At 52.4% G+C, this 24,145-nt stretch carries 30 protein-coding genes and 5 pseudogenes; 23 read left to right on the top strand and 12 right to left on the bottom strand.

What is annotated here, in order from left to right:
- Positions 1-29: 29 nt before the first annotated feature.
- The 4 genes and pseudogenes from HVZ39_RS04215 to HVZ39_RS04200 all read right to left on the bottom strand — a co-directional run.
- Entirely contained in the window at positions 30-3,203 is a 3,174-nt protein-coding gene (locus tag HVZ39_RS04215) for an efflux RND transporter permease subunit (RefSeq protein WP_009652455.1), read from the bottom strand.
- Positions 3,203-4,417, bottom strand: a complete 1,215-nt coding sequence (locus tag HVZ39_RS04210) for an efflux RND transporter periplasmic adaptor subunit (RefSeq protein ID WP_009652401.1) — start codon at positions 4,415-4,417, stop codon at positions 3,203-3,205. Before HVZ39_RS04210 ends, HVZ39_RS04215 begins: the two co-directional genes overlap by 1 nt.
- Before the next feature lie 278 nt (positions 4,418-4,695).
- Positions 4,696-4,992, bottom strand: a pseudogene (locus tag HVZ39_RS04205) (OmpA family protein); the annotation flags it as partial.
- A pseudogene (locus HVZ39_RS04200) lies at positions 4,985-5,089 on the bottom strand (hypothetical protein); the annotation flags it as partial. The pseudogenes HVZ39_RS04200 and HVZ39_RS04205, both read right to left, overlap by 8 nt.
- Positions 5,090-5,361: 272 nt before the next feature.
- Between HVZ39_RS04200 and HVZ39_RS04195 the strand changes: the two are divergent.
- Positions 5,362-5,748: pseudogene (locus HVZ39_RS04195) on the top strand (transposase); the annotation flags it as partial.
- Here HVZ39_RS04195 and tssB read toward each other — a convergent pair.
- The 5 genes and pseudogenes from tssB to HVZ39_RS04170 all read right to left on the bottom strand — a co-directional run.
- Positions 5,746-6,050, bottom strand: a pseudogene (gene tssB / locus HVZ39_RS04190) (type VI secretion system contractile sheath small subunit); the annotation flags it as partial. The pseudogenes HVZ39_RS04195 and tssB sit on opposite strands and share 3 nt — an antisense overlap.
- A gap of 734 nt (positions 6,051-6,784) precedes the next feature.
- The gene (locus tag HVZ39_RS04185) at positions 6,785-7,390 is read right to left on the bottom strand and encodes a DUF2913 family protein (protein ID WP_023336638.1); all 606 of its coding nucleotides are present in this window, start codon (positions 7,388-7,390) and stop codon (positions 6,785-6,787) included.
- A 76-nt stretch (positions 7,391-7,466) separates the two neighbouring features.
- Positions 7,467-8,033: an inovirus-type Gp2 protein gene (locus HVZ39_RS04180; RefSeq protein ID WP_009652434.1), complete on the bottom strand. Its 567-nt coding sequence runs from the start codon at positions 8,031-8,033 to the stop codon at positions 7,467-7,469.
- Between the two features lie 75 nt (positions 8,034-8,108).
- A complete protein-coding gene (locus tag HVZ39_RS04175; RefSeq protein ID WP_009652429.1) occupies positions 8,109-8,525 on the bottom strand; it encodes a putative zinc ribbon protein in 417 nt (138 codons plus the stop codon).
- Positions 8,513-8,932, bottom strand: coding sequence for a putative zinc ribbon protein (locus tag HVZ39_RS04170; RefSeq protein WP_016154451.1), 420 nt, complete (start codon positions 8,930-8,932; stop codon positions 8,513-8,515). The genes HVZ39_RS04175 and HVZ39_RS04170 overlap by 13 nt, the downstream gene beginning before the upstream one ends.
- A gap of 72 nt (positions 8,933-9,004) precedes the next feature.
- Here HVZ39_RS04170 and HVZ39_RS04165 point away from each other — a divergent pair, with 72 nt between their 5' ends.
- Positions 9,005-9,184, top strand: a complete 180-nt coding sequence (locus HVZ39_RS04165; protein ID WP_131334065.1) for a hypothetical protein — start codon at positions 9,005-9,007, stop codon at positions 9,182-9,184.
- Positions 9,185-9,221: 37 nt separating this feature from the next.
- On the opposite strand, the gene HVZ39_RS04160 is transcribed toward HVZ39_RS04165, so the two are convergent.
- From HVZ39_RS04160 to HVZ39_RS04150, 3 genes are all read right to left on the bottom strand, one after another.
- Positions 9,222-9,461, bottom strand: coding sequence for an AlpA family transcriptional regulator (locus HVZ39_RS04160; RefSeq protein WP_009652493.1), 240 nt, complete (start codon positions 9,459-9,461; stop codon positions 9,222-9,224).
- A gap of 152 nt (positions 9,462-9,613) precedes the next feature.
- Entirely contained in the window at positions 9,614-10,183 is a 570-nt protein-coding gene (locus tag HVZ39_RS04155; protein ID WP_016154452.1) for an inovirus Gp2 family protein, read from the bottom strand.
- A gap of 171 nt (positions 10,184-10,354) precedes the next feature.
- Positions 10,355-10,723 carry a hypothetical protein gene (locus tag HVZ39_RS04150; protein ID WP_009652475.1) on the bottom strand — a complete coding sequence of 123 codons (369 nt, stop codon included), beginning with the start codon at positions 10,721-10,723 and terminating at the stop codon, positions 10,355-10,357.
- 1,819 nt (positions 10,724-12,542) lie between these two features.
- Here HVZ39_RS04150 and HVZ39_RS04145 point away from each other — a divergent pair.
- From HVZ39_RS04145 to HVZ39_RS04045, 21 genes and pseudogenes are all read left to right on the top strand, one after another.
- The gene (locus tag HVZ39_RS04145; RefSeq protein ID WP_234034805.1) at positions 12,543-13,298 is read left to right on the top strand and encodes a hypothetical protein; all 756 of its coding nucleotides are present in this window, start codon (positions 12,543-12,545) and stop codon (positions 13,296-13,298) included.
- A 349-nt stretch (positions 13,299-13,647) separates the two neighbouring features.
- Positions 13,648-13,944 carry a membrane protein gene (locus HVZ39_RS04140; RefSeq protein WP_009652512.1) on the top strand — a complete coding sequence of 99 codons (297 nt, stop codon included), beginning with the start codon at positions 13,648-13,650 and terminating at the stop codon, positions 13,942-13,944.
- 261 nt (positions 13,945-14,205) lie between these two features.
- A complete protein-coding gene (locus HVZ39_RS04135; RefSeq protein WP_009652433.1) occupies positions 14,206-14,934 on the top strand; it encodes a WYL domain-containing protein in 729 nt (242 codons plus the stop codon).
- Entirely contained in the window at positions 14,931-15,197 is a 267-nt protein-coding gene (locus tag HVZ39_RS04130) for a hypothetical protein (RefSeq protein ID WP_032950091.1), read from the top strand. Before HVZ39_RS04135 ends, HVZ39_RS04130 begins: the two co-directional genes overlap by 4 nt.
- Positions 15,198-15,209: 12 nt before the next feature.
- Complete coding sequence (locus HVZ39_RS04125) at positions 15,210-15,521, top strand: hypothetical protein (RefSeq protein WP_009652410.1); 312 nt, start codon at positions 15,210-15,212, stop codon at positions 15,519-15,521.
- Between the two features lie 46 nt (positions 15,522-15,567).
- A complete protein-coding gene (locus tag HVZ39_RS04120; RefSeq protein ID WP_009652431.1) occupies positions 15,568-16,038 on the top strand; it encodes a hypothetical protein in 471 nt (156 codons plus the stop codon).
- 48 nt (positions 16,039-16,086) lie between these two features.
- Positions 16,087-16,599: a DUF4234 domain-containing protein gene (locus HVZ39_RS04115; protein WP_032950094.1), complete on the top strand. Its 513-nt coding sequence runs from the start codon at positions 16,087-16,089 to the stop codon at positions 16,597-16,599.
- An 81-nt stretch (positions 16,600-16,680) separates the two neighbouring features.
- Positions 16,681-16,902: a hypothetical protein gene (locus HVZ39_RS04110; protein WP_032950095.1), complete on the top strand. Its 222-nt coding sequence runs from the start codon at positions 16,681-16,683 to the stop codon at positions 16,900-16,902.
- 55 nt (positions 16,903-16,957) lie between these two features.
- Positions 16,958-17,191, top strand: coding sequence for a DUF905 domain-containing protein (locus HVZ39_RS04105; protein ID WP_009652474.1), 234 nt, complete (start codon positions 16,958-16,960; stop codon positions 17,189-17,191).
- A 103-nt stretch (positions 17,192-17,294) separates the two neighbouring features.
- The gene (locus tag HVZ39_RS04100; RefSeq protein WP_009652424.1) at positions 17,295-18,113 is read left to right on the top strand and encodes a DUF932 domain-containing protein; all 819 of its coding nucleotides are present in this window, start codon (positions 17,295-17,297) and stop codon (positions 18,111-18,113) included.
- On the top strand, positions 18,113-18,367 hold the full coding sequence (locus HVZ39_RS04095; protein ID WP_009652519.1) for a hypothetical protein: 255 nt from the start codon (positions 18,113-18,115) through the stop codon (positions 18,365-18,367). Before HVZ39_RS04100 ends, HVZ39_RS04095 begins: the two co-directional genes overlap by 1 nt.
- A gap of 16 nt (positions 18,368-18,383) precedes the next feature.
- Positions 18,384-18,857: an antirestriction protein gene (locus HVZ39_RS04090; RefSeq protein ID WP_009652453.1), complete on the top strand. Its 474-nt coding sequence runs from the start codon at positions 18,384-18,386 to the stop codon at positions 18,855-18,857.
- 10 nt (positions 18,858-18,867) lie between these two features.
- Positions 18,868-19,086: a hypothetical protein gene (locus HVZ39_RS04085; protein WP_009652503.1), complete on the top strand. Its 219-nt coding sequence runs from the start codon at positions 18,868-18,870 to the stop codon at positions 19,084-19,086.
- A gap of 11 nt (positions 19,087-19,097) precedes the next feature.
- Complete coding sequence (gene radC, locus HVZ39_RS04080) at positions 19,098-19,580, top strand: DNA repair protein RadC (RefSeq protein WP_016154455.1); 483 nt, start codon at positions 19,098-19,100, stop codon at positions 19,578-19,580.
- A 13-nt stretch (positions 19,581-19,593) separates the two neighbouring features.
- Complete coding sequence (locus tag HVZ39_RS04075) at positions 19,594-19,815, top strand: DUF987 domain-containing protein (RefSeq protein ID WP_009652392.1); 222 nt, start codon at positions 19,594-19,596, stop codon at positions 19,813-19,815.
- A 23-nt stretch (positions 19,816-19,838) separates the two neighbouring features.
- The gene (locus tag HVZ39_RS04070; RefSeq protein ID WP_009652436.1) at positions 19,839-20,198 is read left to right on the top strand and encodes a type IV toxin-antitoxin system YeeU family antitoxin; all 360 of its coding nucleotides are present in this window, start codon (positions 19,839-19,841) and stop codon (positions 20,196-20,198) included.
- A gap of 49 nt (positions 20,199-20,247) precedes the next feature.
- Positions 20,248-20,625 carry a TA system toxin CbtA family protein gene (locus tag HVZ39_RS04065; RefSeq protein ID WP_016154457.1) on the top strand — a complete coding sequence of 126 codons (378 nt, stop codon included), beginning with the start codon at positions 20,248-20,250 and terminating at the stop codon, positions 20,623-20,625.
- Complete coding sequence (locus HVZ39_RS04060) at positions 20,622-21,113, top strand: DUF5983 family protein (protein ID WP_009652438.1); 492 nt, start codon at positions 20,622-20,624, stop codon at positions 21,111-21,113. The genes HVZ39_RS04065 and HVZ39_RS04060 overlap by 4 nt, the downstream gene beginning before the upstream one ends.
- A gap of 29 nt (positions 21,114-21,142) precedes the next feature.
- A complete protein-coding gene (locus tag HVZ39_RS04055) occupies positions 21,143-21,346 on the top strand; it encodes a DUF957 domain-containing protein (RefSeq protein WP_009652505.1) in 204 nt (67 codons plus the stop codon).
- An 80-nt stretch (positions 21,347-21,426) separates the two neighbouring features.
- Positions 21,427-22,272: pseudogene (locus HVZ39_RS04050) on the top strand (DUF4942 domain-containing protein).
- 435 nt (positions 22,273-22,707) lie between these two features.
- The gene (locus tag HVZ39_RS04045) at positions 22,708-23,955 is read left to right on the top strand and encodes an integrase arm-type DNA-binding domain-containing protein (RefSeq protein WP_047357843.1); all 1,248 of its coding nucleotides are present in this window, start codon (positions 22,708-22,710) and stop codon (positions 23,953-23,955) included.
- Positions 23,956-24,145: the final 190 nt, after the last annotated feature.

Raw genomic sequence — 24,145 nt, 5'->3', positions numbered from 1 at the left:
CTCTGCTTTCATTATTCTCTCTCCGCCCGTCATGGCCGTGAATCACTGATTGCCCGCTGTGCCTGCTTGATTTCCCGGCGAATAACCAGCTTACGGACCACGACATAGAACACTGGCGTCAACAAGAGTCCGAACAGCGTCACCCCCAGCATCCCGGCAAACACGGCAATCCCCATGGCATGACGCATTTCCGCACCGGCACCGCTCGCGATCACCAAAGGCACAACCCCCGCAATAAATGCCAACGAGGTCATCAGTATCGGGCGCAGACGCAGGCGAGCGGCCTCCAGCACGGCAGCCAGAGGATCGACGCCTTCACTCTCTCTGGCGCGAGCGAACTCGACGATCAGGATTGCGTTTTTCGCCGCCAGTCCCACCAGCACCACAAAACCAATCTGCGTGAAGATGTTGTTATCTCCATTCGATAGCCAAACCCCGGCGATCGCGGAAAGTAATGCCATTGGGGCAATTAACAGCACCGCAAACGGCAGCGACCAGCTGTTGTATTGTGCGGCCAGGATCAGGAACGCCAGGAACACCGCCAACGGGAAGATATACAGCGCCGAGTTGCCAGTCTGCTTCTCCTGGTAAGTCAGATCGGTCCATTCGTATGTCATTCCCTCAGGCAGCGTTTCACTAACGATCTTCTCAATAGCTGCCGTTGCCTGTCCGGAGGAGTAGCCAGGCGCTGCGCCACCGGTAATATCCGCCGACGGATAACCGTTGTAACGCATAACACGGTCTGGTCCAGAGGTACGGGTAATGTTCACCAGCGTTCCCAGTGGGATCATGTCACCCGCGGCATTACGCACTTTAAGCAACCCGATATCTTCAGGCTGCATACGGAATTGCGCATCCGCCTGAGTGATCACCCGATACGTACGACCGAAGCGGTTAAAGTCATTTACATACAGCGACCCCAGATTCACCTGCAACGTATCAAAGATATCGGTCAGTGCGACGCCCTGAGACTTGGCTTTGACGCGGTCGATATCAACCTGCAACTGAGGTGCGTTGGTCTGGAAACTGGCCATCATCCCTGCCAGTTCAGGAGCCTGCATGGCCTTCGCCATAACCATCCCTTGAACACGGGTCAGCTCTTCAAAGCCAAGCCCTGCCCGGTCTTCGATCTGGAGTTTAAATCCTCCCATGCTGCCCAGCCCCGGTACCGGTGGTGGCGGGAAGATCCCGACAAAACCGTCAGGTATCTGGCTAAATTTCCCCATCAGGCTACCGGCAATAGCCTCGGCAGACAGCGAAGGATCCTTACGTTCACTGAAGGGTTTCAGCATGGTAAACATCAATGCGGAGTTAGGCATGTTAGGGCCGTTTACCGACAACCCAGGAAACGCCACGACGCTTTCCACTCCAGGTTCCGCCAGCGCAATTCGGGACATCTCTTTCACTACGGCTTCCGTGCGATCCAACGAGGCGCCGGAAGGCAATTGAGCAATCCCAACCAGATAGTATTTGTCCTGAGCGGGCACAAAACCGTTAGGAACCTGCTGGAACCCCAACAGTGTCAGGCCCAGGAAACCGGCATACAGCACCAGCACGATGATACTGCCGCGTACGGCCCGGCGGACTGCGCCAACGTAGTTGTTCGACAATCTATCGAAGAAAGCGTTAAAGCGACGGAAGAAACCACCGAATACGCGATCCATGATGCGCGTCAACCTGTCGGCCTGCGCCATATCCTGATGGGGTCTAAGCAGAACCGATGCCAGCGCCGGCGACAACGTCAACGAGTTGATCGCAGACAAGATCGTCGAAATGGCGATGGTCAGCGCGAACTGGCGATAGAACTCCCCCTGCAATCCTGACAGGAACGCAGAAGGAATAAACACAGCAGCCAAAACGGAAGTAATGGCTAAAATAGGGCCAGTCACCTCGTCCATGGCCCTTCTTGCCGCTTCTTTCGGAGAACGGCCCTGTGCAATATGCCGTTCGACGTTTTCAACCACCACAATGGCATCATCGACAACGATACCTATCGATAACACCAGACCAAACAACGACAGCGTGTTGAGCGAAAAGCCGAACAAATACATGAGGGCGAAAGTACCGACCAACGAAATAGGTACCGCGACCAGAGGGATGATCGAAGCCCGCCAGGTTTGCAGGAACAGCATCACCACCAGTACCACCAACACCGTCGCCTCCAGCAACGTCATTGCCACTGATTTCAACGAGGCGCTGACAAACACTGTCGGGTCATAAGCGATACGGTATTCGATACCTTCCGGGAAGTTGGCCTGCAGCCTCGCCATCGTCGCCCGAACCGAGGCAGAGACGTCCAGCGCATTGGCGCCTGGCGTCATAACGATGTGCATACCCACGGCATTTTTATCGTCCAGCAGGCTGCGCAGGGAATAGTTGTCCGATCCCAATTCCAGACGCGCAACATCGCGCAGGCGGGTAACCTGCCCGTCAGCGCCAGCTTTGATCACGATATCGCCAAACTGCTCAACGGTGGTCAGACGCCCCTGGGCATTGATACTGACTTCGAAGGCAGAGGAGCTGTTCGGCTGTTGACCGACAGAACCGGCCGCGACCTGGACATTCTGCTCACGAATTGCTGCGGTCACATCACTGGCCGTCAAACCGCGGGAAGCGACTTTGGTCGGATCCAGCCAGACGCGCATCGCGTATTCACCCTCGCCCCCAAGCGTGACGCTGGCAATACCTGGCAAGCGTGATAGCTCATCACGCACGTTCAACATGGCATAGTTGGAAACATAAAGCGGATCGTAGCGATCGCCCTGTGCAAATATATGCACAACCATGAGGATATCCGGTGACGTTTTCTCCGTCACGACACCGATCTGCTGCACCTCAGTCGGCAAGCGCGGCAAGGCCCGAGAAACCCGGTTCTGCACCTGAATCTGCGCAATATCGGGGTCGGTTCCCTGCCGGAATGAAATCGTCAAGACCATTCGACCGTCGGCAGACATCTGGGAACTCATGTACAACATGCCTTCCACCCCGTTGATTGCCTGTTCCAGTGGAGCAGCAACGGTGTCAGCAATCACCTTAGGGTTAGCACCAGGGTAGCTTGCCGAAACCTGCACGGTAGGCGGTGTTACCGATGGGTATTCACTCAGCGGAAGCTGAAAGAAAGCCAGAGCGCCAGCTATCAGCATAAACACCGATAACACAATCGCGAAAATAGGCCGCTGGATGAAGAAGTGTGGGAATTTCATTATTGGCCTCCCCCTTCAACGGAGCCGGCTTTTTCCCCCTCGCTAACCGACGCGCCAGAAGCCTGCATCGGGGTCAAACGCGGCGTCACCGCCATACCGGGACGCACCAGCCCCTTGATAATAATGTTCTCACCGGCTTTCAGGCCACTCTTGACCACGCGCAAACCATCAACCACCGCGCCCAGCTCAATCGGGCGATACTGCGCCTTATTATCCGCACCCACCACCAGGACATAGTTGCGTCCCTGATCGCTCCCTATCGCCTGATCGTCAATCAGAATCGCCTGATGTGCCGCACCGGTGGCCAGCTGCACGCGGGCAAAGGCACCTGGCGTCAGTTTCCCATCGTCGTTAGGGATTACGGCACGTACCCTGACAGTACCGGTACTACGATCGATCTGATTCCCGACAAAATCGAGCGTTCCCTGATGCGGGAAACCTTTTTCTGTCGCCAGCCCAACATGCACGGGTAAACGCTCTTCCACCTTGTTAACTGCGTCAGGACGTGCCTTGCTGACTGAATTAAGGAACGTCGCTTCGTCAATATCAAAGTAAGCGTATAGCGGATTGACGGAAACAATCGTTGTCAATAGCGTCGCAGATCCCGTACCACCGCCGCTGACCAGATTTCCCTCAGTCACCAGCATGCGATCCACGCGGCCGGTAATCGGTGCCACCACGCGCGAATAAGACAAGTCCAGTTTCGCCGCCGCAACCTCGGCCTTTGCAGCCTGCACCTCAGCCTGACGAGCATGACGTGTAGAAGCGGCGTCATCGTAATCTTTCCGGGATACCGCGCCATTGTTCACCAGCCGACCAACTCGTTCAAAATCGCGATTGGCCTGGATAGCCAGCGCTTCTGCCTGCTTGAGTCGTGCTTGCGCGCTGTCAAGAGCCACCTGGAATGGACGAGGATCAATTTGGAACAGCAGCTGCCCCTGACGCACCATGCTGCCTTCAGGTACGCTGACAGCGTCGATGGTACCGCCAACGCGTGGGCGTAGCTCTACGGTTTTTGGGGCCGCCAATGAACCGGTAAACTCTGCCGAAGGGACTATCTGACGCGAGAGCACTTCGGCTACGGGAACCTGGGGAGCCATAGGTGCGGCCGCTGCGGCCGGCTCATCGTTGCCGCCACTATCCCGGGCAAACGCAATCCCGGCAGTGGCGATGATTGCGGCCGACACAATCAGAACCCCAATTTTCATTTTCATAACAGTGATCCTTGCATACGCCACAGGCAGCCCCGGCCCATCCGAAAACGGCACTGTAGCAATTTCTTACAAGGCTAAAGGTTGATGTTACTGGAAGGTCAAGCACACCAATTAAAAAAAATGAAAAACATCCAATCAGGCTTAATTAATATTTAATGTGTAAGCGTTAAACGAGCGCCGTATTGACGATTATTTATCGGGAAGAACCACGTTCCATGGAAGTAGTTCGGCCACTTTGTTGCTGGACTACTCCGGTAGTATGCTCAAGATATGGCGAAGGTAGTGACCCATGCAGCAATTGAGCTCACCGCTGAAGACTCACGCCAGACCTTCCCCCTTCTCCCGGGATAGCCGCCTGCGGCAGCATGTCATTCGTCATCGCGCTGCCAACCTGACCATTCAGAACCAGCGGCACAACATGCCGCATTTCTTTACGCAACTGGCTGATTTGCTAGCGCGGGACCAGCAGATGATTGGTAGGTGCTTGGCTGTCCGCGTGTCTCCGGGGTCAGACACTGACCTTTACTGACAGCTGGCGGCCCCCATTAAGGTCGGAACCACAGTACTTGGCGGGCTGTGCTGCAGGCGCTGATACTGCCCCAGTACCAGTTCGGCGCTGTTCAGAACATTTAGCATCCAGAACGGGGACATGTCTGCCATGCGCTCGTTACTATAGGGCAGGATCGTCTACCGGGGTGGGGTCAGTCCATCAACGGCTCGGAAGTGTCTAGATTACCCGTGGCGATTCAAGAAGGTTGAATATGATTCCCGACTCATTAATGGAACGCTGCATGATGTTATGCATTACGGGTTGACATTACGATGTGACGGGCCGGGTTAGCTGTATGGAGCCTGTACACAAGTTTGTGTAATTGCCTGATTTTGATATGTTCAATTCAACATCAAAAGCAGGTTACTTTATGGACGAAAAACAGTTGTAGGCTCTGGCTAACGAACTGACCAAAAATCTCAAAACCCCTGACGATCTCAACCAGTTCGATCGCCTGCTGAAAAAAATCAGCGTTGAGCGCCGCCTCAACGCCGAAATGCTCCATCACCTCGGCTACGGTAAACATCAGTCTAAACCGGGTGCCAACTCCCGCAACGGCTATTTCACAAAAACCGTTACCACCGGCGATGGCCCGCTGGAACTGCGTACGCCGTGCGATCGTGACGGCTCCTTCGAGCCCCAACTGGTGAAGAAAAACCAGACCCGGATCACCGGGATGGATAACCAAATCCTGTCACTGTACGCCAAAGGGATGACCACCCGTGAGATAGTGGCTGCGTTCAAAGAGTTGTATGACGCGGATGTCTCACCGACGCTGGTAGTCCTTCATGCTCCGGAAGGTCAGACTGATGTTGTCTTCACTGCCATCATCAGCAAGCGTGTTTTTAACGGTAAGATTGACTTTTGGGGAATATTCAGAAATGACAGAATCACAATTATTTTTATTCAAATCAACTTTTTTGCGCTCAGACAAGGGGCAGACTCCTGACCATTACTGAAGTCGCCCGCCACGAGCAATTTCAGGGGGAGCTCCGTTTTCTTGCTCGCACCACCGGTATGCAAATCAAGTTTTAAATTAATACGCGCTTTAGGGATTTCGGACTGAAAGGAAGAATTAGACATGGCTGTCCCTGTTCTATGGAGTGATAGAAACGGTCAATGCCAGTGAAAAATAAATAAGAAAAAATTACCCAGCCAGAACAACTTTCCGGTTCGCGTCATCCGACGTAAATAAAAATCCCGGAACCAAAAAAAGCGGGCGCATTCCATCCACCAGCATGTCGACACTGTATTTTCTGGGTATTTGTCTGAAATGAAAAATTTCGGATAAGGCCCAATGGCTGGAGTTTGGGAACGTTCCCTGCCAGATCGAAAATGAAAAAATGTAACAAAGATTTACATTCCTGGCTTTTAACAAAAAAATATCATCTTTCTGATTTATAAGAATTTTACACCATAACCCTTCAGGCCCCGCGGGATAAGGATGCACAGAAAATGATCAATTTGGCTTAGGGTGTATATTTGTACAAAATATCACCAGTCACGTGAAATATCTGATTTTGTACTTTTATCAGAAATTGAGAAGCTGGACGTGACTGAGCATGTGAAAAACTGGCGACAGTTTCAGGTTTCCATCATTTCTTATTATTCACGTAAACCGGGCTTATTTATTTTTTTCAGATTAAAGGAATTGCAACGCCCGGACTTTACGCATATCTCATACCTGTACCAGCGATATGAATATCTCAGCCGCCGGTGCATTAGCGCGACCAGGAACAACACCCGTTCGGTTTACAGAAAGACAGACGTGGACAGTGATGAGCTTTGCTGCGGGTTGAGAACGGTTGTTTTACTGCTCAAGGTTGTAACACGATCCGATTCGACTCCAGCATGACAGCCGACAGTGTATGAGCCGCAAAAACAGCCATACAGGCTGACAAGTCGCCATTCACAAGAAACTCAACCGGCGCAACGAGTTTCCCTCCATCCGAAAATCCGCAGGTCAGTGCCGACTTCCTTACCAGCAGTGCATTCGCATCGCTGTATTCCAGGACCAGAAGCGTTTCATTGTCCCAGTCCCTGTCACTCACCGCTGCATTGACCCAGCCCCGCGATTTAAGCTGTTCAATTGCGTACGTCAGCCGATACAAATCCGACTGCGCTGACACCGGTCCGGTGCACGAAGACCACAGATATTCCAGACGACTGAATAAGCTGGCGGCAAGGCCTTTGTTACGCCCCAGCGTCAGCAATCCCTCAATATCAGATGCGATTGCACGTGGAAACCGTTTTTGCTTATACGCCACCGTTAACCAGCGCAGTATAAATGCATGCGTGCTGAGTGGCGACAATGCCTGACCATCCTGCTGAGCGGTACGTAAGGCGACAAGGGCGCACCAGGCGAAATGCGCAAGTGCTGTGACGGTTTGTTCCGGGGGTAAGGTATCGTGAGCTTTTTTCATTCAGGGATTATATCGGCGCTGCAGACACCGGGGAAGACCTGGATAACTCCCCCATTAATTAGAGAAGCTATTACTTTCACGGACAAATCATCCCCGTTCTGGCCGTTGCTATTGGCTCTGACATGGCCTTAACATGCACGGTAAGCTGGTTAAAGGGTGTTGCGAAGACTCCCTGAGCGACGCGGTTAATAATGATCTGCGTCATACTCGTTACGCCGTCAGTGCAGGCGGTACCGGTCACCTTTTGCCATGCGTCGGCGATGATGGCGTTAAGCCCCGGAGGCGCACTGTCGGTCAGTTGCAGGTTTCGCCCTGTACCCAGCGTATCGAGATTGAGCAGCAGCACCATTTTGCACTCCGGTGCGCTGGCCGTCTCCCATATCCAGCGTAACAGCGTCGGGAGTGAACGATGTCGTGCCTGCTGACGCTGGCGCGAATATTCGCCGGTGCGCTGCCAGACTTCAGAGTGAAAACGCAGAATCAATGACCGGTATTCGCTCATGGCTTCACGATACGGTAGCGCCAGCGTAAAGCTGAATGCCGCCAGTCGCGGGTAATGGTCAACGGCCTGTTGCAGAAATGCACGCGTGCTGACGGCATCCGCGCTGACAGCATCAGACGCCCGTATGTAAGAATGATTCATAATGCAGACTCTCTTTAGGTTAAATCAGGGAGGACACCGCCTCTACGGCGGTATCTGGTTCATAAAGACGGGGAACTATCTGGTACTGCAGCAGTAGTTTCTCTGCCAGTGCGCTTCTTCGATGCTGTAGATACCAGTCAGACACCGGGGACAGTGCTTCACGCCCTGGTAATGGTCGCCGCACCACACGCAGTACCAGGAGAGCACCATTACCGTCGCTTCCAGCCCGTTGATGAGACTGCGCAGCTTTCGGTGCCGGGCTTCGGTTTTCACTTCCGGGTCAAGGTGGGCGCAGGCCATCAGCACATGCCGGGCCACGCTCTGCTGGTCATGTTCAAACCACGGCGGCTCCCCGTATGTCCCCGCATGGAGCACCAGTCGACAGCCGCAGGACGCGCAGCTCCATATCTGCCCCGGCGCACTCACGGCCTCCCCGGCTGTCGCGAAGTGGCCTTCGCGGTCATTGGCCAGATAACATTTCAGCATGCGCATGCCGTCACTTCCTCTATCCGGTTGGTATCAGCACGCACATCACTGTGCTCGCCCGTCCGGCAGGTGAGGCAGTAGCGCTCACCGTGGTAATCACTGCCGCAGCCGTGACAGTGCCAGTCTGCGTAGAAAACCAGGGGACGGGCTTCCGGTACATAAGACTGCAGTTGCCGGATATGGCGGGTCTCCCTCACCCCGGGCTTTACATACGGGCAGTGCTGTCGACCGTTCTCCGAAAGCTTTGCTGCATGATGTTCAAACCACGGACGTTCGGTGTCGTATTCAGGATGGTACTGCAGGGCACTGGCACACAGATGGCAGCTGTAGCGGTCATACGGCGCGGTCTGCGCGGTTATGGCTCCCGTGAGACGGCCGTTGCCGTCCAGAGCCATAAACGATTTTGCATACATAGTGGTACTCTCCTTACCGCCAGACGACACGCAGGCGTCAGCCGTCCCGGTACGGGCAGCGTGGCAGGGTGAATGGCGGTTCAGTTATGCGTTAGCGGGTCGGTACGGTTGGTGGTCGGCACCGGAATACAGAAAGGTTACGGTTGCGCAGGTGCGTCGGTGGGTCTGAAACAAACGGGACAGGGTCTGGCGCCACAGTACTGTCGCCGGCAACGGGGACACGTCCAGCGAACCGGGATGGCCTGTGGCTGAGTGCGGCGTCGTTTTTCCATTCAGATATCCTCCCTGCTCAGACGCCACGGGAATCAGCAATACGCTGCTGCATCCAGGCTTCCACCTCGCTTCTGCGCCAGCGGGAGCTGCGCCCCAGCTTGATGGGTTTCGGAAACAACCCGTCGCCAATCAGTTTGTAAAACCATTTGTCGGTCATCCCGGTAAACGTGGTGATAAAGGTCATGTCGATAAGCGGGTCCTGAGCTGAAAGCAGTGTGTCAGGGCTGGCATTAATATTCGTATTCAACGTGGTCATGGTATTTTTCTCCCTCTGAGGATATGGCTATCGGGAGACGTCCGGTGGTGGTTGAATCATGGGGTTACCGGTTCGCCTCAGAGGATAGGGGAACGTTGTAAAAAATTACCCGGCCCGCACAATCAGGCCTGATGAATCGAGATATGTCTGGCTCAGCCACGGCTGCAACCGAAGTTACGCTCACCGTCACCGGTGATTTTGGTCTCCAGCTTGGCTAAATAGGCCGCCTGCGACAGGGCCTGTTGCAGTTGAGCACCATCGCCACGTGTCAACCATGAGACTGGACTCGCCGGGAAACGAGCCAGAACGGCATGCGCCTGTGCATCCACCTTCAGGGCGCTGCACCACGCTTGTTTAATCATACCTGCAAGCGAATCCGGGTCTTTGTAATCTCCCGGTCCGCACCACGTATCGCGGTTCAGCAACAGCACCGCGTGGTAATGCTTCTTCCCTTTGATTTCACCAAACTCCCGCGCCCAGATAAAACGCAGCGTGGTCGGCCAGACGCGTTTGCCCTCGCGACGTTGACGCGTCTGAAGGGCATCAATCCGGGCTTTCAGGGAATCGGTGAAGCGGGAGATAACAGCAGCATCGGTGGCCGCTGGCGTATCCGGCAGACGGAGGTCAACACGCAGGGCCAGTAAGCGGGTGTAAGCGTTAAGAGCGCAACTGAAGGTATCAGCGATGCGTTGCTGCCAGTAAGGGTCGTATGTGTAACTCATTAAAATGGACTCCGGTGGGTTATCGTTCATAACCATTACCGGTGCTGTTAAAAAAAACTTATTGCCTTCAGCGAGTCCGCCAGTCGATCCCTCAGAGACGGCTGGCTTCAGTAAAATATCGTGGCTGGCAGAATGATTGCGTAAAGGGTAATCGCCTCTCAGAAATCGGTTCTAATGCCGGGTGACCCGAAGGCTGCGAAAAAACAGTCTTCCCGTTAGACGATGGCGGGTACGCTTGACATAAGCGGCGTCAACGAGTTCATCGGGTGGCAAATCACGGGTGATATTACAAATCGTCGCCAGTGCTGTATCGGAGAGTTTAAAACTCCGTGACAAGGCGTAGTAATCCCCGGTTTTTTGGTTACTGATGTTATCGAATAACGCTCTGAAGAAATCCGTCTGTGAAGGTCTGCGGGCGTTGATAATTGCCTCTGTCGCTTCATCCCTGAATGTTACCTCCACCTCTTCCATCCCCAGTGAGCGAATGATCCCGGCAATGTCAGGCCAGTAGCGAAGATCGAAACTGTTAAGTCGCTGCAATTCTGGCTTACAGAAGCAGCTGAAGATTGCGATGCCCTTGTATTGACCTGGACCCAAAATAGGTTGTGGTTACCCTGAAAAGCAAATATTACCCCAGAGGGATGTATATACCCGGGGCAAGAGCCCCTGTACCAGTCCCTCATTGCTGTCATGATATTATTACCCCGTTCAATAAGCCCGATAAATAATCGTTATCGGGACTACTGCTAAAACGCCCTGTAACGCATCAGGAGCGCCATATTCATACTAACCACAGATTTCCACTATCGTGTTATTCAATGCGCTTATGCAGGCTCACAGGAAGCTATGGCGGTATAAGACACTACAGCGCTCAATTACTTATTAAATAGCTTGCGGTGATTACCAGGATAATCACCCTATTCCACGTCACCTCAATCGGGTTATTCTGTTTACGATACAATCATGACTATTATCACCAACACGGATAATGCCCCGTTTACAGTCGTTACCAATGGCCTTGTTTACACATATCAAAAAACTTTCAGGGATAACGGGTCACCGTAGTATCTGTAACTGACAGGTATTGTAAGCGTCAATATCAGGCAGACAGAGCAATACCGACAGGCTTACTACAGGTTAGTTCACTGACTGAGCATTTAACGCTCATCACTAATACGCAGACCAGTAATAAACCATTGATACTCACCTGCTGATTTTCAGGCATGACCATTCACCCAAAACGTTACTGTTAACCAGTAACCACCCTGTCGTTATGATTATTAGATTACTGATGTTAATCATCTTCACTTTTATCCTGACGAGGACTAGTCAATGGTAATATCGACTCAATTCAATTCTGTTTTCTTAATGATAGATTTTTAATGAGTGCTAAACATTCAGGTTGTGACTACATTGAATGGTGTATTTCTTACCTGATGGCAATGATTGCTCAATGGATACCATCCAATAGTACTATCCCCTTAGTGAATACCTTCAGATAATAATACCTCCCAGGCATAACCCACTTACTGATAACACATCATCGATTACTGTTACAAATGATAAGACCCCTTCTTTAATATATTAATACCAATCCAACACGCCAGGCATAACAATAGCTATGAAGATAACCACGCCATACAGCACTTACCTACAACAAACGCCTGCATCAGTTACTCTGGAATTATCTTTTTTCAATAACATGAAAATAGACACCACGTCATATCAAATAACCTCAATCAAATTAACCCCGTATCATCACTGCCCGCAGAAGCCCTCAATCCTGATTATGAGCAACAAAATGGAAATACCTCATGGCAGCCCGACCTGATACCAGAAATGCCCCCTGAAGCGAACCAGGCACCATGATGGGGATGAAAACGAAAGCATGCAGGAGAACAAGATAACCTATTGAGACGATACTCATCCAGTAAACAGAGAAGCATCTGAGAGATAAACAAAGAAAATGACAACTTTAAAACCATGGTAAAACCTTGTCAAAACCAGTATAAATCAACAATAAAACCTCACGATGACTACCAGATGTGTTTTTAAGTGACGATAAAACCATCATCGTGATACTGTGTAGCTACAACAATCACCACCATAACCACTACTATGTAGTTTACGATTACAGGTATCCACAATGGTTGTACATTACGACAATGGCAGACAACATCTTATAAAAACCCGTGACCTGAGAGTCTGTGCTTTTTATGCCGGGTGGCTGGGTATTAATAAAATAATTAACACCCGTGACATTCCTCACCAGGATGCAGAAAGTTGTCGACAGGCACTCAACAAACTGATTAATCAGTTCATACCGAATGCAGAACAGCGGGCAAGACTTTTTTCTGATATGGAAACAGCCCGTGATGAAAACATCCTTCCGCTGGAAAGTTTTGACTGGCTAGAACAGGATGAACGGGCAACATTCTGGTTATGGGCGTATATTTGCAAGGCCGGAGACTACGAACTTGGTATTGACAAACCAGCAAATGCAGAGTTCGGAAAGAACTGGTATCAGCGAATGAATCTGAGTGTATCTCCGACAAGCCACCAGGAAAGAATTAATATTATCATCTCTTTTTTCGACAACATTATTATTCCGACCCCACCGGTAAATCATCTCAAGCGCCAGGTCATGGACAGGCTGAAAGACCAGTGGAAAAATATTTACAGCAAACCAGCTCCGCTGAAATGGTTACCTAATGAAGAAGACGCGGTACTGTGGGCATGGAACAGCCTCAAATCGCTTCAGGAAGAAAGAAATGCGCCCACTATCGGGCTCTCATTAAATATTTCAACGCCAGGAATGAGTACCTGGTTTACCCCCCTGAGTCATTCTGAACGCAATTTAGCCCTGCGCACGGCGATCGACTTATGGGACGATGCACCGGATACAAAGCGTTTATTCCTTCTGAACCTGAATAAAGCCTGGAACCAGCAAAAATTACGTCAGTCCCGTACCGATAAAAAAGCACTCAATACGTACCTGAAGAACGAAACAAAAACTCGACTGGACTTTATGGCAGAACGTAGCGGAGTTCGCATCAGTGATATGCTGGAAATGCTGATTAATGACCATTACCGAAAAACCTGTGGTGGTGAGTGAGGGCTTTGCGCTAAAAACAAGGTGAGCGGAGGCAGTAATACAGACCAGAAATGACATTCAAAATAATTTCAGACCTATATTACCGGTGTGAGAACGGCAGCAGAAGTGCTGCCGTTTTGTTATTTCACTCACGGAGGTTAATGTGTCCAGTAAGAACAAACGGGGTCCCGATACCCTGTTACCGTCGTTATTCCTTCTCCCGGGTCAACTGTCCCACAAAATACCCGTGCGTATGCTTCTCGCGCTAAGTCACAGCTATGCTTTCTGTTCCGGTACCCAGGTCTCTCTGATACACGGTCCGCCAGCTCATGAAGGCGGCTATTTATTGCCAGTAATAAGGGAGAAAGAAATGCATTGTCCGAATTGCGGTTCGCAAAACATACGACTGCGCCATGTGGGTAAAAAGACGGGTGGGGTCATTGGCGCAACAGCCGGAGGCATTGCCGGGCTTGAAGGAGCCTCCACCGGTGCGCTGATAGGTTCAGTCATTCCGGTTGTCGGTACGATAGCCGGAGGCCTCATTGGTTTTCTGTCCGGCGCCTGTGCTGGTGCGGTGGCAGGCTCTCTGGCCGGAGAACAACTGGACGGTACCGTCTTTGATGAATACGGCTGCACGCAGTGCGAGCATATCTTCAGTGCACCGTAACGTTAATAAGGGTCAGCCCATCCTGCACAAAGCCTGAGCCGCTGACCGTACTCGCTACGGCACGACTGATGACAGGGCGTGTCAGCATGCTGTCGTCATTTCAGCTACCTGGCACTAACCCTTTGTTAATTCTCCTGTTTACTGAAAGATGAATTTTACTTTTTCTTTTCCGCCATTACGGGGGATGGACATAACGTGTCCCTCCCCGCCCGCATAATAACCGCATGAAATATCAACCTATTTATCGCACACGGAGCGTCCATGCAACGACCCGATGAAGAGGCCCGCTACGACCGGCTGGCCGTCAGATTGTCGGTCATTATCAGCCGGTTAATGGCCGGAGAAACGCTGACCCTTCAGACACTGTCCGGTGAGTTTGGTGTATCGATACGCACCCTGCGTCGTGACTTACATCAACGGCTGGTCCACCTCGACATTATCGGGGAGAACGGCACGTATCGGCTCAGTGAGAGCGCCACGCGTGATCACTCTCCGGGGGCCGTTTCCTTTGCCCGCAGTACCGGTATCGCACGCATTATCCCGTCGCAGAACCGGCAACTGATGCACCTGCTGATGAATGAAACGGGCACCTCACCCTGCTTTATCTGGCACGACTTACCGCCAGCATGGACACAGGCTGACAGTTTTCATCGTCTGGCCGAAGCCATTTGTCATCACCGGGTGGTCAGTCTGCTGGTCGGCGGTGTCCGTCACGATGAGCAGGAGCCTTACCGCCTGATTTACCGGCATCAGCACTGGTATCTGGTCGTCTGTTGCCGGGGGAGCCTTCGGGTGTTCCGGCTGGAAGACATTATCTCGGCCTCACTCTCAGAGCAAACCTTCCGTCGCCGGAGCGAAATCAGTTCGCTCATTACTGAAGAGGGATTTATCAGCGCACTGCCCCACTTTCGCTTTATCAGTGATGTCATTCACACCTTCAGGGAACAACACCCTGAACATCCATCCAGACCCAAAGGAGTCAAATCGTGAAACCTGTCGCAGGCCCTCTGCTGCTCTTCACCCTGATGTTGTCTGCCGTAACCCTGAGCGGCTGTGGCGACAAAAATGAACGCGAGTTTATCCGGGGATGCAAATCAGGCGGCGGTACTACCGCCGTCTGCGGATGTATCCGGGATGACCTCAAAACGAAATATACGCACGGGGAGCTGGAGAAAATGAACCAGCAATACGGTTATGTCCCCCCGCGCTTCATGGACAACATGCTGAGCGCTGCTCAGCAGTGCAGAAAATAAGGAAATCTGAACATGGCGCTTGTCATTAAATATTTCGCGATTGCCTTCGCCATCGCGCTTGTGGTCGTGCTGTTTAACGTGTTCGGGAGTACCGGCGAGATACGCAGTTTTGGTCAGGGAATGGAATATCTGTTCTGGATGACGCTTGGGCCCGGAGCCGGTATGACGGTCGGTGCTGCTCTTCGACAATGGCTGATGCCGGATGCGGTATACACCCGCGAAGGAATGACCGGATTACTCAAGGCCCGTCTGTTCTGGCTTGTGGGCCCACAGTATATCGGCTGGCTGGCCGGACTTATCGTCGTGGGTAAACAACTCATGTAACACGGCTGCCCCCCAACAACATTTTTGACTGAGAAGGAAAAATACCATGCGATTCATGCACGCCATCCTGTCAGCAGGATTACTGACCTTTGCCATCACGGCACAGGCGGTCCCCAATATGTGGAGCAGTGGCTTCGGTATGGGCGTCACCGAGTACATCATCACCAGCCCGGAAAACGTGATGATGAACCTGAACTGCACCGGCAACCCTGACGACCAGAATATCCTGCAGCATCACGTCATGCTCACCCTGCCTGACGGCAGCGGTGCCGATTCACAGGATGAGAAAACCGCCATCACCGTCGTCACGGATGACCAGACGTTCCCCCTGCCGTCCTCTCTGGGCTGGCGTAACGGCGACAACGCCTGGCTGTCGTTCATTGATGCCATCAGAAAAGCAACGTCGTTTGAGATTTACGTCAACGACAAACAGGTGGGGCACTTTACCCCTTCGGCTGGAAACGTTCACAAGGTTCTGGCTGATATGCCCGAATGCACGACACTGACCGCCGGGTAACCCGGCGCATCCCCGGTTTACAGCAAAATCAATCAAGGACAATACGATATGACCGACATTTCGACACTCAGCCAGCGACTGACGACGCCAACCCTGCATTTTGTTCTACTCACCGTCGCCACCTGCGGCATCTGGCCGTTACTGTGGCTGTACCGAAAACAGCAGATTATCAGCGACACCACCGGATATCCGGTTTGCGGCAATCTGTTTATCATCTGGCTCGCCGTCTGTTTTGGGCTCGGACGACAGTTCGGCGTGATGGCCTCACCGGACCTGGCGGGCTACGACACGGGCAGCGATACACTGTTGGCCTTAAGCGGCATTCTGTCGCTCACCTGCGGCGTGATGTACATCGTCTGGGCCTTTAAGGCCAGAGCAGCACTGCGACACTATGCGCTGAACACCTTCCGGTTTGACCTGAAGATGAATGCGTTTTATACCGTGGTGCTCAACGTCTTCTACATTACATACTGCATCAACGATATGCCGCAGGCACTGGCGAAGCACCGCATTATTCATGGTCAGGCCCCTGTGCCGCCGGAGTCTCCGTCACCGCAGTAACGCAGCTCTCCTCTTATTATCCGGCCGGGGCATTCCTTGTGCCCCAGATTCATCCGGATCCCCCCTCTGAGATTTGACCCAATGACATTCCTGAAAATCGTGCTCAACACCCTGCGTCAGGTGCTGACGTGGTGCGCCAGCAGCCGGGCGCAGCAGTTTGTGGAAGACCACTTCCGCGAAGAAGGCTATGACGAAGACAGTATTTACATCGCCAGACAGGCGGCAACCCTGCTCGCAGGTGCCTTAATCACAGCGCTCATGGAACAGATACTGCAGCTTATTGCCACACACTTAACCCACTGATGCCCTGCTCACTGAGCGGGGCATTTTGTTTTATGCCATTCATCAGGAACTGAATATGCAAGTCACTGACGATACGTCGTTACCGCCAGGGCAATTCACCCGCCGACAGGCTGAAGCCGTGGTCACGCTTTACCACAACGTCACTATAGAAGATGACCAGGGTACGCACTTTCGGCTGGTTATTCGCGACAGCGAGGGGACGTTAATCTGGCGGGCCTGGAATTTTGAAGCCAGTGCCGGGGAATGGCTTAACCGCTATCTGCTCAGCCACGGGATCCCCAAACACTGACACACCACAGCTTAACCCAATAGCGACCACACAAAAAAGCCATGCTCCCACAGGAGCATGGCTTTTTTGTTTATGCCGTTAAATCAACAATAAGGAATTTACCATGAGACTAGCCAGCCGCTTTGGACGGACAAACCAGATCCGTCGCGATCGTCCGTTAACCCGCGAAGAACTGATGCAGGTCGTTCCCAGCGTATTCAGTGCAGATCGCCACGGTTCCAGGAGCGAAAAATACGCTTACATACCCACCATTACTCTGCTCGAAAATCTTCAACGCGAAGGCTTTGAACCCTTCTTCGCCTGCCAGTCACGCGTACGCGACCCTGACCGCCGGGAGCACACCAAACATCTGCTGCGCCTGCGTCGTACCGGTCAGATAACCGGCCAGCAGGTTCCCGAAATCATTTTGCTTAACTCGCACGATGGTAGCAGCTCATACCAGATGCTGCCGGGGCTGTTCAGAGCCATCTGCACCAACGGGCTCGTCTGCGGACAGTCGTTCGGTGAAATTCGTGTACCGCATCGTGGCGATGTGGCCGGGAAAGTGATTGAGGGGGCTTATGAAGTGCTCGGTGTCTTTGATCGGGTGGAAGAAAAGCGCGAGGCCATGCAGTCACTTCGACTACCAGCACCCGCGCAACATGCCCTGGCGAACGCCGCACTGACATACCGCTTTGGTGAAGAATATCAGCCGGTGACCGCAGCGCAGATACTGACACCGCGACGGTATGAGGACCATCAGGACGACCTGTGGACCGTTTATAACCGCATTCAGGAATCGTTGCTGAAAGGCGGGCTGAGCGGACGCACCGCGCAGGGTAAACGTACCCACACTCGTGCGGTTAACGGTATCGACGGGGATATCAAACTCAACCGCGCGCTCTGGGTGATGGCCGAAGAACTGCAGCAGGCACTGAGCTGATGCAGCACATTCCTGCAAATACCCGTCTGACGGCTGTCTGGCCCGTTTCCCTGCAAAACCAGTCCGGCTGCCGTTCCATCTCCGACGATGACCTCTGCGCCTGGTGCAGACATCTTTGCTACCGTCCCGGCGAGCTCAGCCTGTGCCGACTGTCTGTGTCTGACAGCATCTGGCCCTCACGGTGCGATGAAGATGGCTATGCGCAGTCCTGCCCGTCACTCCTGCTGAACCAGCATCCCCAACCCGATAAATAAACAAGGAAAAACTAACATGACCGACATTATTAACCTTCACGATACCCTTCCGTTACCGCCACAACCTGCCGGTTCTGCGCCAGCGCTGACTGCCACCCTCGTACAGGACGAGCAGCGCATCGGCTTTTGGCCGCAGTACTTCGGCAGCATACCGCAGTGGATAATCCTTGAGCCGACGGTCTTCGCGTGGATGGACCGTTTCTGCGCCGACTACAACGGCGGTATCTGGAATTTTTATACGCTCAGCAACGGTGGTGCGTTTATGGCCCCGGAAGCGGAGAACAATGAACCGTGGTCGCTGTTCAACACTATGAACGGCAACGGCGGTGAACTCAGTGCCGACGCTGCGGGGATTGCCGTCTGTCTGATGACTTACAGCCACCATGCCATGCGCACCGAATGCGATGCCATGACGGAGCACTACTACCGCCTGCGGGATTACGCGCTCAGTCACCCGGAATGCAGCGCCATCATGCACATCATCGACTGAGCATCCCGCCATGTCGTATGAACTGTCTCACCTGAATACCCTGTGGGATGCGCTGGGGAAAATAACGGTCAGGGATGAGGACGGAGACGTTGTGACCGACGAACTCTTCCTGCATTTTCTGACGGGCACCTCTCTCTTCCCTATCTGGTCATGGTTTGAATCCCAGCACGACGAGTTCGTCGTTGCCGTGAAACTGTACAACACATCAATCCCGGACGGGTCAACATAAAGGAAAAGCCAATGAATATAACCCCTTGCCCCCCCGACAGCGGGGGAATATCTCCCGCCGCACAGCGCACTATCCGACGTGCGCTGACCCTGCTGGAACGCCAGTTACGCGAGCCCGGCGCCTCCTTTACCTCCACCACCGCCGTTCGTGACTGGCTGCGTCTGCAACTCGCCTCACTGGAGCGTGAAGTATTCACTGTACTCTTCCTCGATAACCAGCATCGTCTGATAGCCCACGAAACGCTCTTCACCGGCACCATCAATCATACGCAGGTCCATCCCCGCGAGGTGGTTAAGGCCGGTCTGAAGCATAACTGTGCCGCTGTCATTGTGGCGCATTGCCACCCGTCAGGCCTTGCCGAACCCAGCAATGCAGATCGTCAGGTCACTACGCGTATTCAGCAGGCGCTGGAGCTGGTTGATATCCGACTGCTTGATCACCTGGTGGTGGGCGGCATGGAGATCGTCTCGTTTGCTGAGAGAGGGTGGCTTTAAGGAGAGAATAACGATGAAAATCATCAGCAAACGCCAGGCGATGGCGATATACCGCCAGCATCCGCAGTCCCGGTTGTTTCGCTTCTGTGCCGGCAAATACACATGGTCCGGCAGCATCTGCCACTACGCAGGTCGGGAAGTGCAGGATATCAGCGGCGTGCTCGCCGTCTTCGCAGAACACCGTCAGGACCGCAACGGCCCGTACGTCGTATTACGCAGCGTTACGCTGAATTAATTCACGTTTAAGGAAGGCTAAAATTGTCGAATACAATACCGCCTGTAAACCACGATATCGCCGCCCCTTGGTGGGGGCTTAAACGCGATATCACCCCCTGTTTTGGCGCACGTCTGGTGCAGGAGGGCAACCGGCTGCATTACCTGAACGACCGCGCCAGCATCACCGGCACCTTCAGCGACGCGGATTTACGCCATCTCGACCAGGCATTCCCGCTACTGCTGAAGCAACTGGAGCTGATGCTGCTTTCCGGTGAGCTGAATCCCCGTCATCAGCACTGCGTCACGCTGTATGCAAAAGGGCTGATATGCGAGGCCGACAGCCTCGGCTCGCACGGGTACGTCTATCTCGCAATTTACCCGACACCTGCAACAACAGAATAAACCTCCCGGCAGTTTTCCTTCGTTTAACTCACCAGTAAAGGTTTCCATTATGCAAACACAACCTGTTCCTCCGAAACGGGAGGTTTCGCCACGCCCGTCACCCGTGGCGATCTGGCAGCGCCTCCTGAGTCACCTGCTGGACCGTCACTACGGTCTGACGCTCAACGACACGCCATTTGGCAAAGATGGTGTGATCCAAGAGCATATCGATGCCGGTATCTCACTGTGCGACGCGGTGAATTTCATCGTGGAGAAATACGACCTGGTACGCACTGATCGTCGCGGTTTTAACGCGGAAACTCAGTCGCCGCTTCTCACCAGTATCGATATTCTCCGCGCCCGCAAAGCCACCGGGCTGATGACCCGTCATAGCTACAGGGCCGTTACCGACATCACCACCGGCAAATACCGTGAGGTGCAACCATGAAGCTGTCCCTGACGGTGGAAGCCGATGCCATCAACGTACTGGCCCTCAACATGGGCCGGATCGTCGTAGACATTGACGGTATTGAACTGACCGACCTGATCAATGTGGTGAACCAGAACGGTTATTCGCTTCTCGTTGCTGACGAACCGGGGAAATTGATTGTTGAAGATCCAATTCCGCCCGTTGCCCGCCTGAACGGCATTCAGTGCAGCACTGCACATATCACGGCGGAAGACAATGCTCTGCTGTTTACCCTTTCACACCAGCATGAAGACTTTGGCGAGTCTGAATGGATTAGTTATACCGGCTCGGGTTATCTGCTCCACCTGGGCGCGTGGTCGTTTCCGGTCTTACGCCTCAAACGCCTCGGTCTGTCAAAAGCCTGCCGTCGGTTATTAGTGACGCTTATGCGTCGCTACGCCGCTGGCATTGTTCATCTGGATGCCTTTGGCGAAGTGCTACCAAGTTTTACAACCTTTGACTGGTAACCCCACCTCAATCACCACAAGGTTTTTACATGCCGGAATTAACCACCGAAGTGGCTCTCAACATTCTGATTGGCTGGCTGCAGGACAACATCAGTTGCAACACCGGCATTATTTTCGACAACGACGAAGACAAGACGGATTCAGCAGTGCTGTTGCCCTGGATTGAGCAGGCGCGAAACGATGTTCGTAATCTCCGCCATCTTCAGCTTCTGCAACAGACCAGAACCTGTTAGCCACCGAACCATACTCACCACACACCTATAAGCCCCAGCCCTTACCGGCTGGCGCTTTGCTTTATATAAAGGAAATTAAAATGTCAGATCTTACCCTCACCGAACCTGAAGTGTTAACCGGCCATACCGATGTGATTTGTTCTACCAGTATTGAGCGCATCATCACCGGACGTAATTTCGCGATTGCACAGATTGAAACGCTGATACAACAACTTGACGATATCTCGACGCTGACCCGCAGCATCGGCGGTGGTAAAGCGAATGAATAGGGAATGCGGCAATACAGCTACGACTGCTGGCTGATGGAGGATACTGATACGGCCATGAAAGCCATTACTCGCAATATCGATCGTGGTATATGGCGGGATCTGATGCAACGCTCGGGAATGCTGGCGCTCATGGACGCACAGGTCCGCGACGAGTGGTACAACAGCCTGGAGAAAGACGATATTCCGGCTATCAGTGAAGAGAATATTCTCAACACATTCGAACAACTGCATCTGAATAAAGGTGAGGTGTTTGAACGAGGTGTGATTAACGTGTTTAAAGGTCTGAGCTGGAATTTTAAGACAAACAGCCCCTGTAGGTTTGGCGGGAAAATCATCGTGACGGGGCTTGTCAAATATGACCGGTGGGGATTTGGTCTGAACTGGGGCTGGCAGCGTGACCGGTTAACGGACCTTGAGCGCATGCTGATGCTGCTGGATGGGAAGGCCATCCCCGACAATCGCGCCGACGTCACGCGCCGGTTAAGCGACCATATCCATGAGAACAGGCATAGCACCCGTTATGAGGATGAGATGTCTGTGATTAAGTATTTTCAGAAGGGAACTGTCCATATCACGTTCAGGCGATCGGAGCTGGTCGATAAGCTGAACGACATTATCGCGAAACACTATCCAGGGGCGTTGCCCACTAAACAGTAAGGAACCAAATTATGGTATCATTTTCAAACATGGATGGTGCTCACTGCGATTCCGTAGTAGATCACTATACCTTGCCATCAAATAGTATTCAGATGGATGTAAAAGTTCCTGTTCAACCATCAAATTTTGACCCTTTGCAGAAGGGGGCCTTAATGGGGGCCTCAACGTTTATGGAACAAGATAAAAACCATTCTAATCAATGCAATTACAAAACAAAATCCATTCCGAGTCCGGGCACCAAATTCATATCAACGGACCTCCACGGAGGTCCGTTTTTGCATTCTAAGCCCGCCAAAAGCAACACTTCTACAATCCCTTAACTCCACCCAGCTCAATCAACTTCAACCCGCATCAAGTCCCTTGCGAGGGTATAACTGAGGGTATAGTCTGATTCGATAAAATTTATACCCTTTTTACTATCAGGAGATACCGCCAATGGCGCTCACTGACGCTAAAATCCGTGCAGCTAAACCGGATGATAAACCTTATAAACTTGCCGACAGCGGCAACATGTTTTTGCTTGTTCACCCTAACGGCTCGCGCTACTGGCGGCTCCGATACCGATTTCTGGGCAAAGAGAAAACACTTGCTCTGGGCGTCTATCCTGAAGTCTCGTTATCAGAAGCAAGGGAAAAACGCGATACTGCGAGGAAGCTGATAGCTGAGGGAACTGACCCTTGCGAACAGAAACGGATCAAAAAATCTGTACCCGAAACAGCTCAGACATTTGAAGGCATCGCAAGACAGTGGCATAAGAGCAATAAAAAATGGTCGGATTCTCATAGCGAGAAAATACTGAAAAGCCTGGAGACACATGTGTTTCCCTTTATTGGCTCACGTGACATTACCACCCTCAGGACTCCCGATTTACTTGTTCCCGTTAAAGCAGCCGAAGCTAAAGAGATTTATGAGATTGCAGCCCGCCTTCAGCAGCGTATCACTGCAATCATGCGCTATGCTGCTCAGTCAGGCATTATCAGTTATAACCCTGCCGTAGATATGGCTGGTGCTTTAACGACGGTGAAACGCCAGCATCGCCCTGCCCTCGCCTTAAATCGTATTTCAGAGCTACTTGAACGGCTGGATGCCTACAGAGGACAACCTCTCACCCGACTGGCAACTAAACTTACCCTGCTTATCTTCATCCGTTCCAGTGAGCTTCGCTTTGCCAGGTGGTCTGAGATCGACTTCAGGAAAGCCATGTGGACCATTCCTCCAGAGCGGAAACCGATTGAAGGGGTGAAGTATTCCTATCGTGGCTCAAAAATGCGGACAGAGCATCTGGTGCCACTCTCGACTCAGGCGCTGGAGATTCTGAAAGAGATCCACACCATCAGCGGGGAATATGAGCTGATTTTCACTGGCGATCACAATCCGTGGAAACCCATGAGTGAAAATACGGTGAATAACGCGTTACGCCTGATGGGGTACGATACAAAGGTCGATGTCTGTGGCCACGGCTTCCGGGCAATGGCCTGTAGTTCGTTGATTGAGTCAGGGTTATGGTCGAGAGATGCTGTTGAACGCCAGATGAGCCATCAGGAACGTAATGGCGTACGTGCAGCTTACATTCATAAAGCGGAGTTTCTGGATGAACGCAGGCTCATGCTGCAGTGGTGGGGGGATTTTCTGGATGCAAACCATGAAAAGCCGGTCTCACCTTTCGATTACGCCAGACAATAATTATAATCTTTTCTCCCGGCAGAAATGCCGGGAGAATGTTTCCTTATTTTATTTTTTTCCCTGTATACCTTTATTCACAGAGGTATTGGAGGCTCACTAACACCTGACCCTGAGCTGAAATATTTTACGCAGGGACAGTGGATTACCTATACTACCCAGGTTAAAGCCTGCCACAGCAATTAATGATAAA

The organism is Citrobacter sp. RHB35-C21 (assembly GCF_013816515.1).
Classification (GTDB): Bacteria; Pseudomonadota; Gammaproteobacteria; order Enterobacterales; family Enterobacteriaceae; genus Citrobacter; species Citrobacter braakii.
The sequence above is the reverse complement of the archived record's forward strand: the minus strand, read 5'-3'. Positions and strand labels throughout refer to the sequence as shown.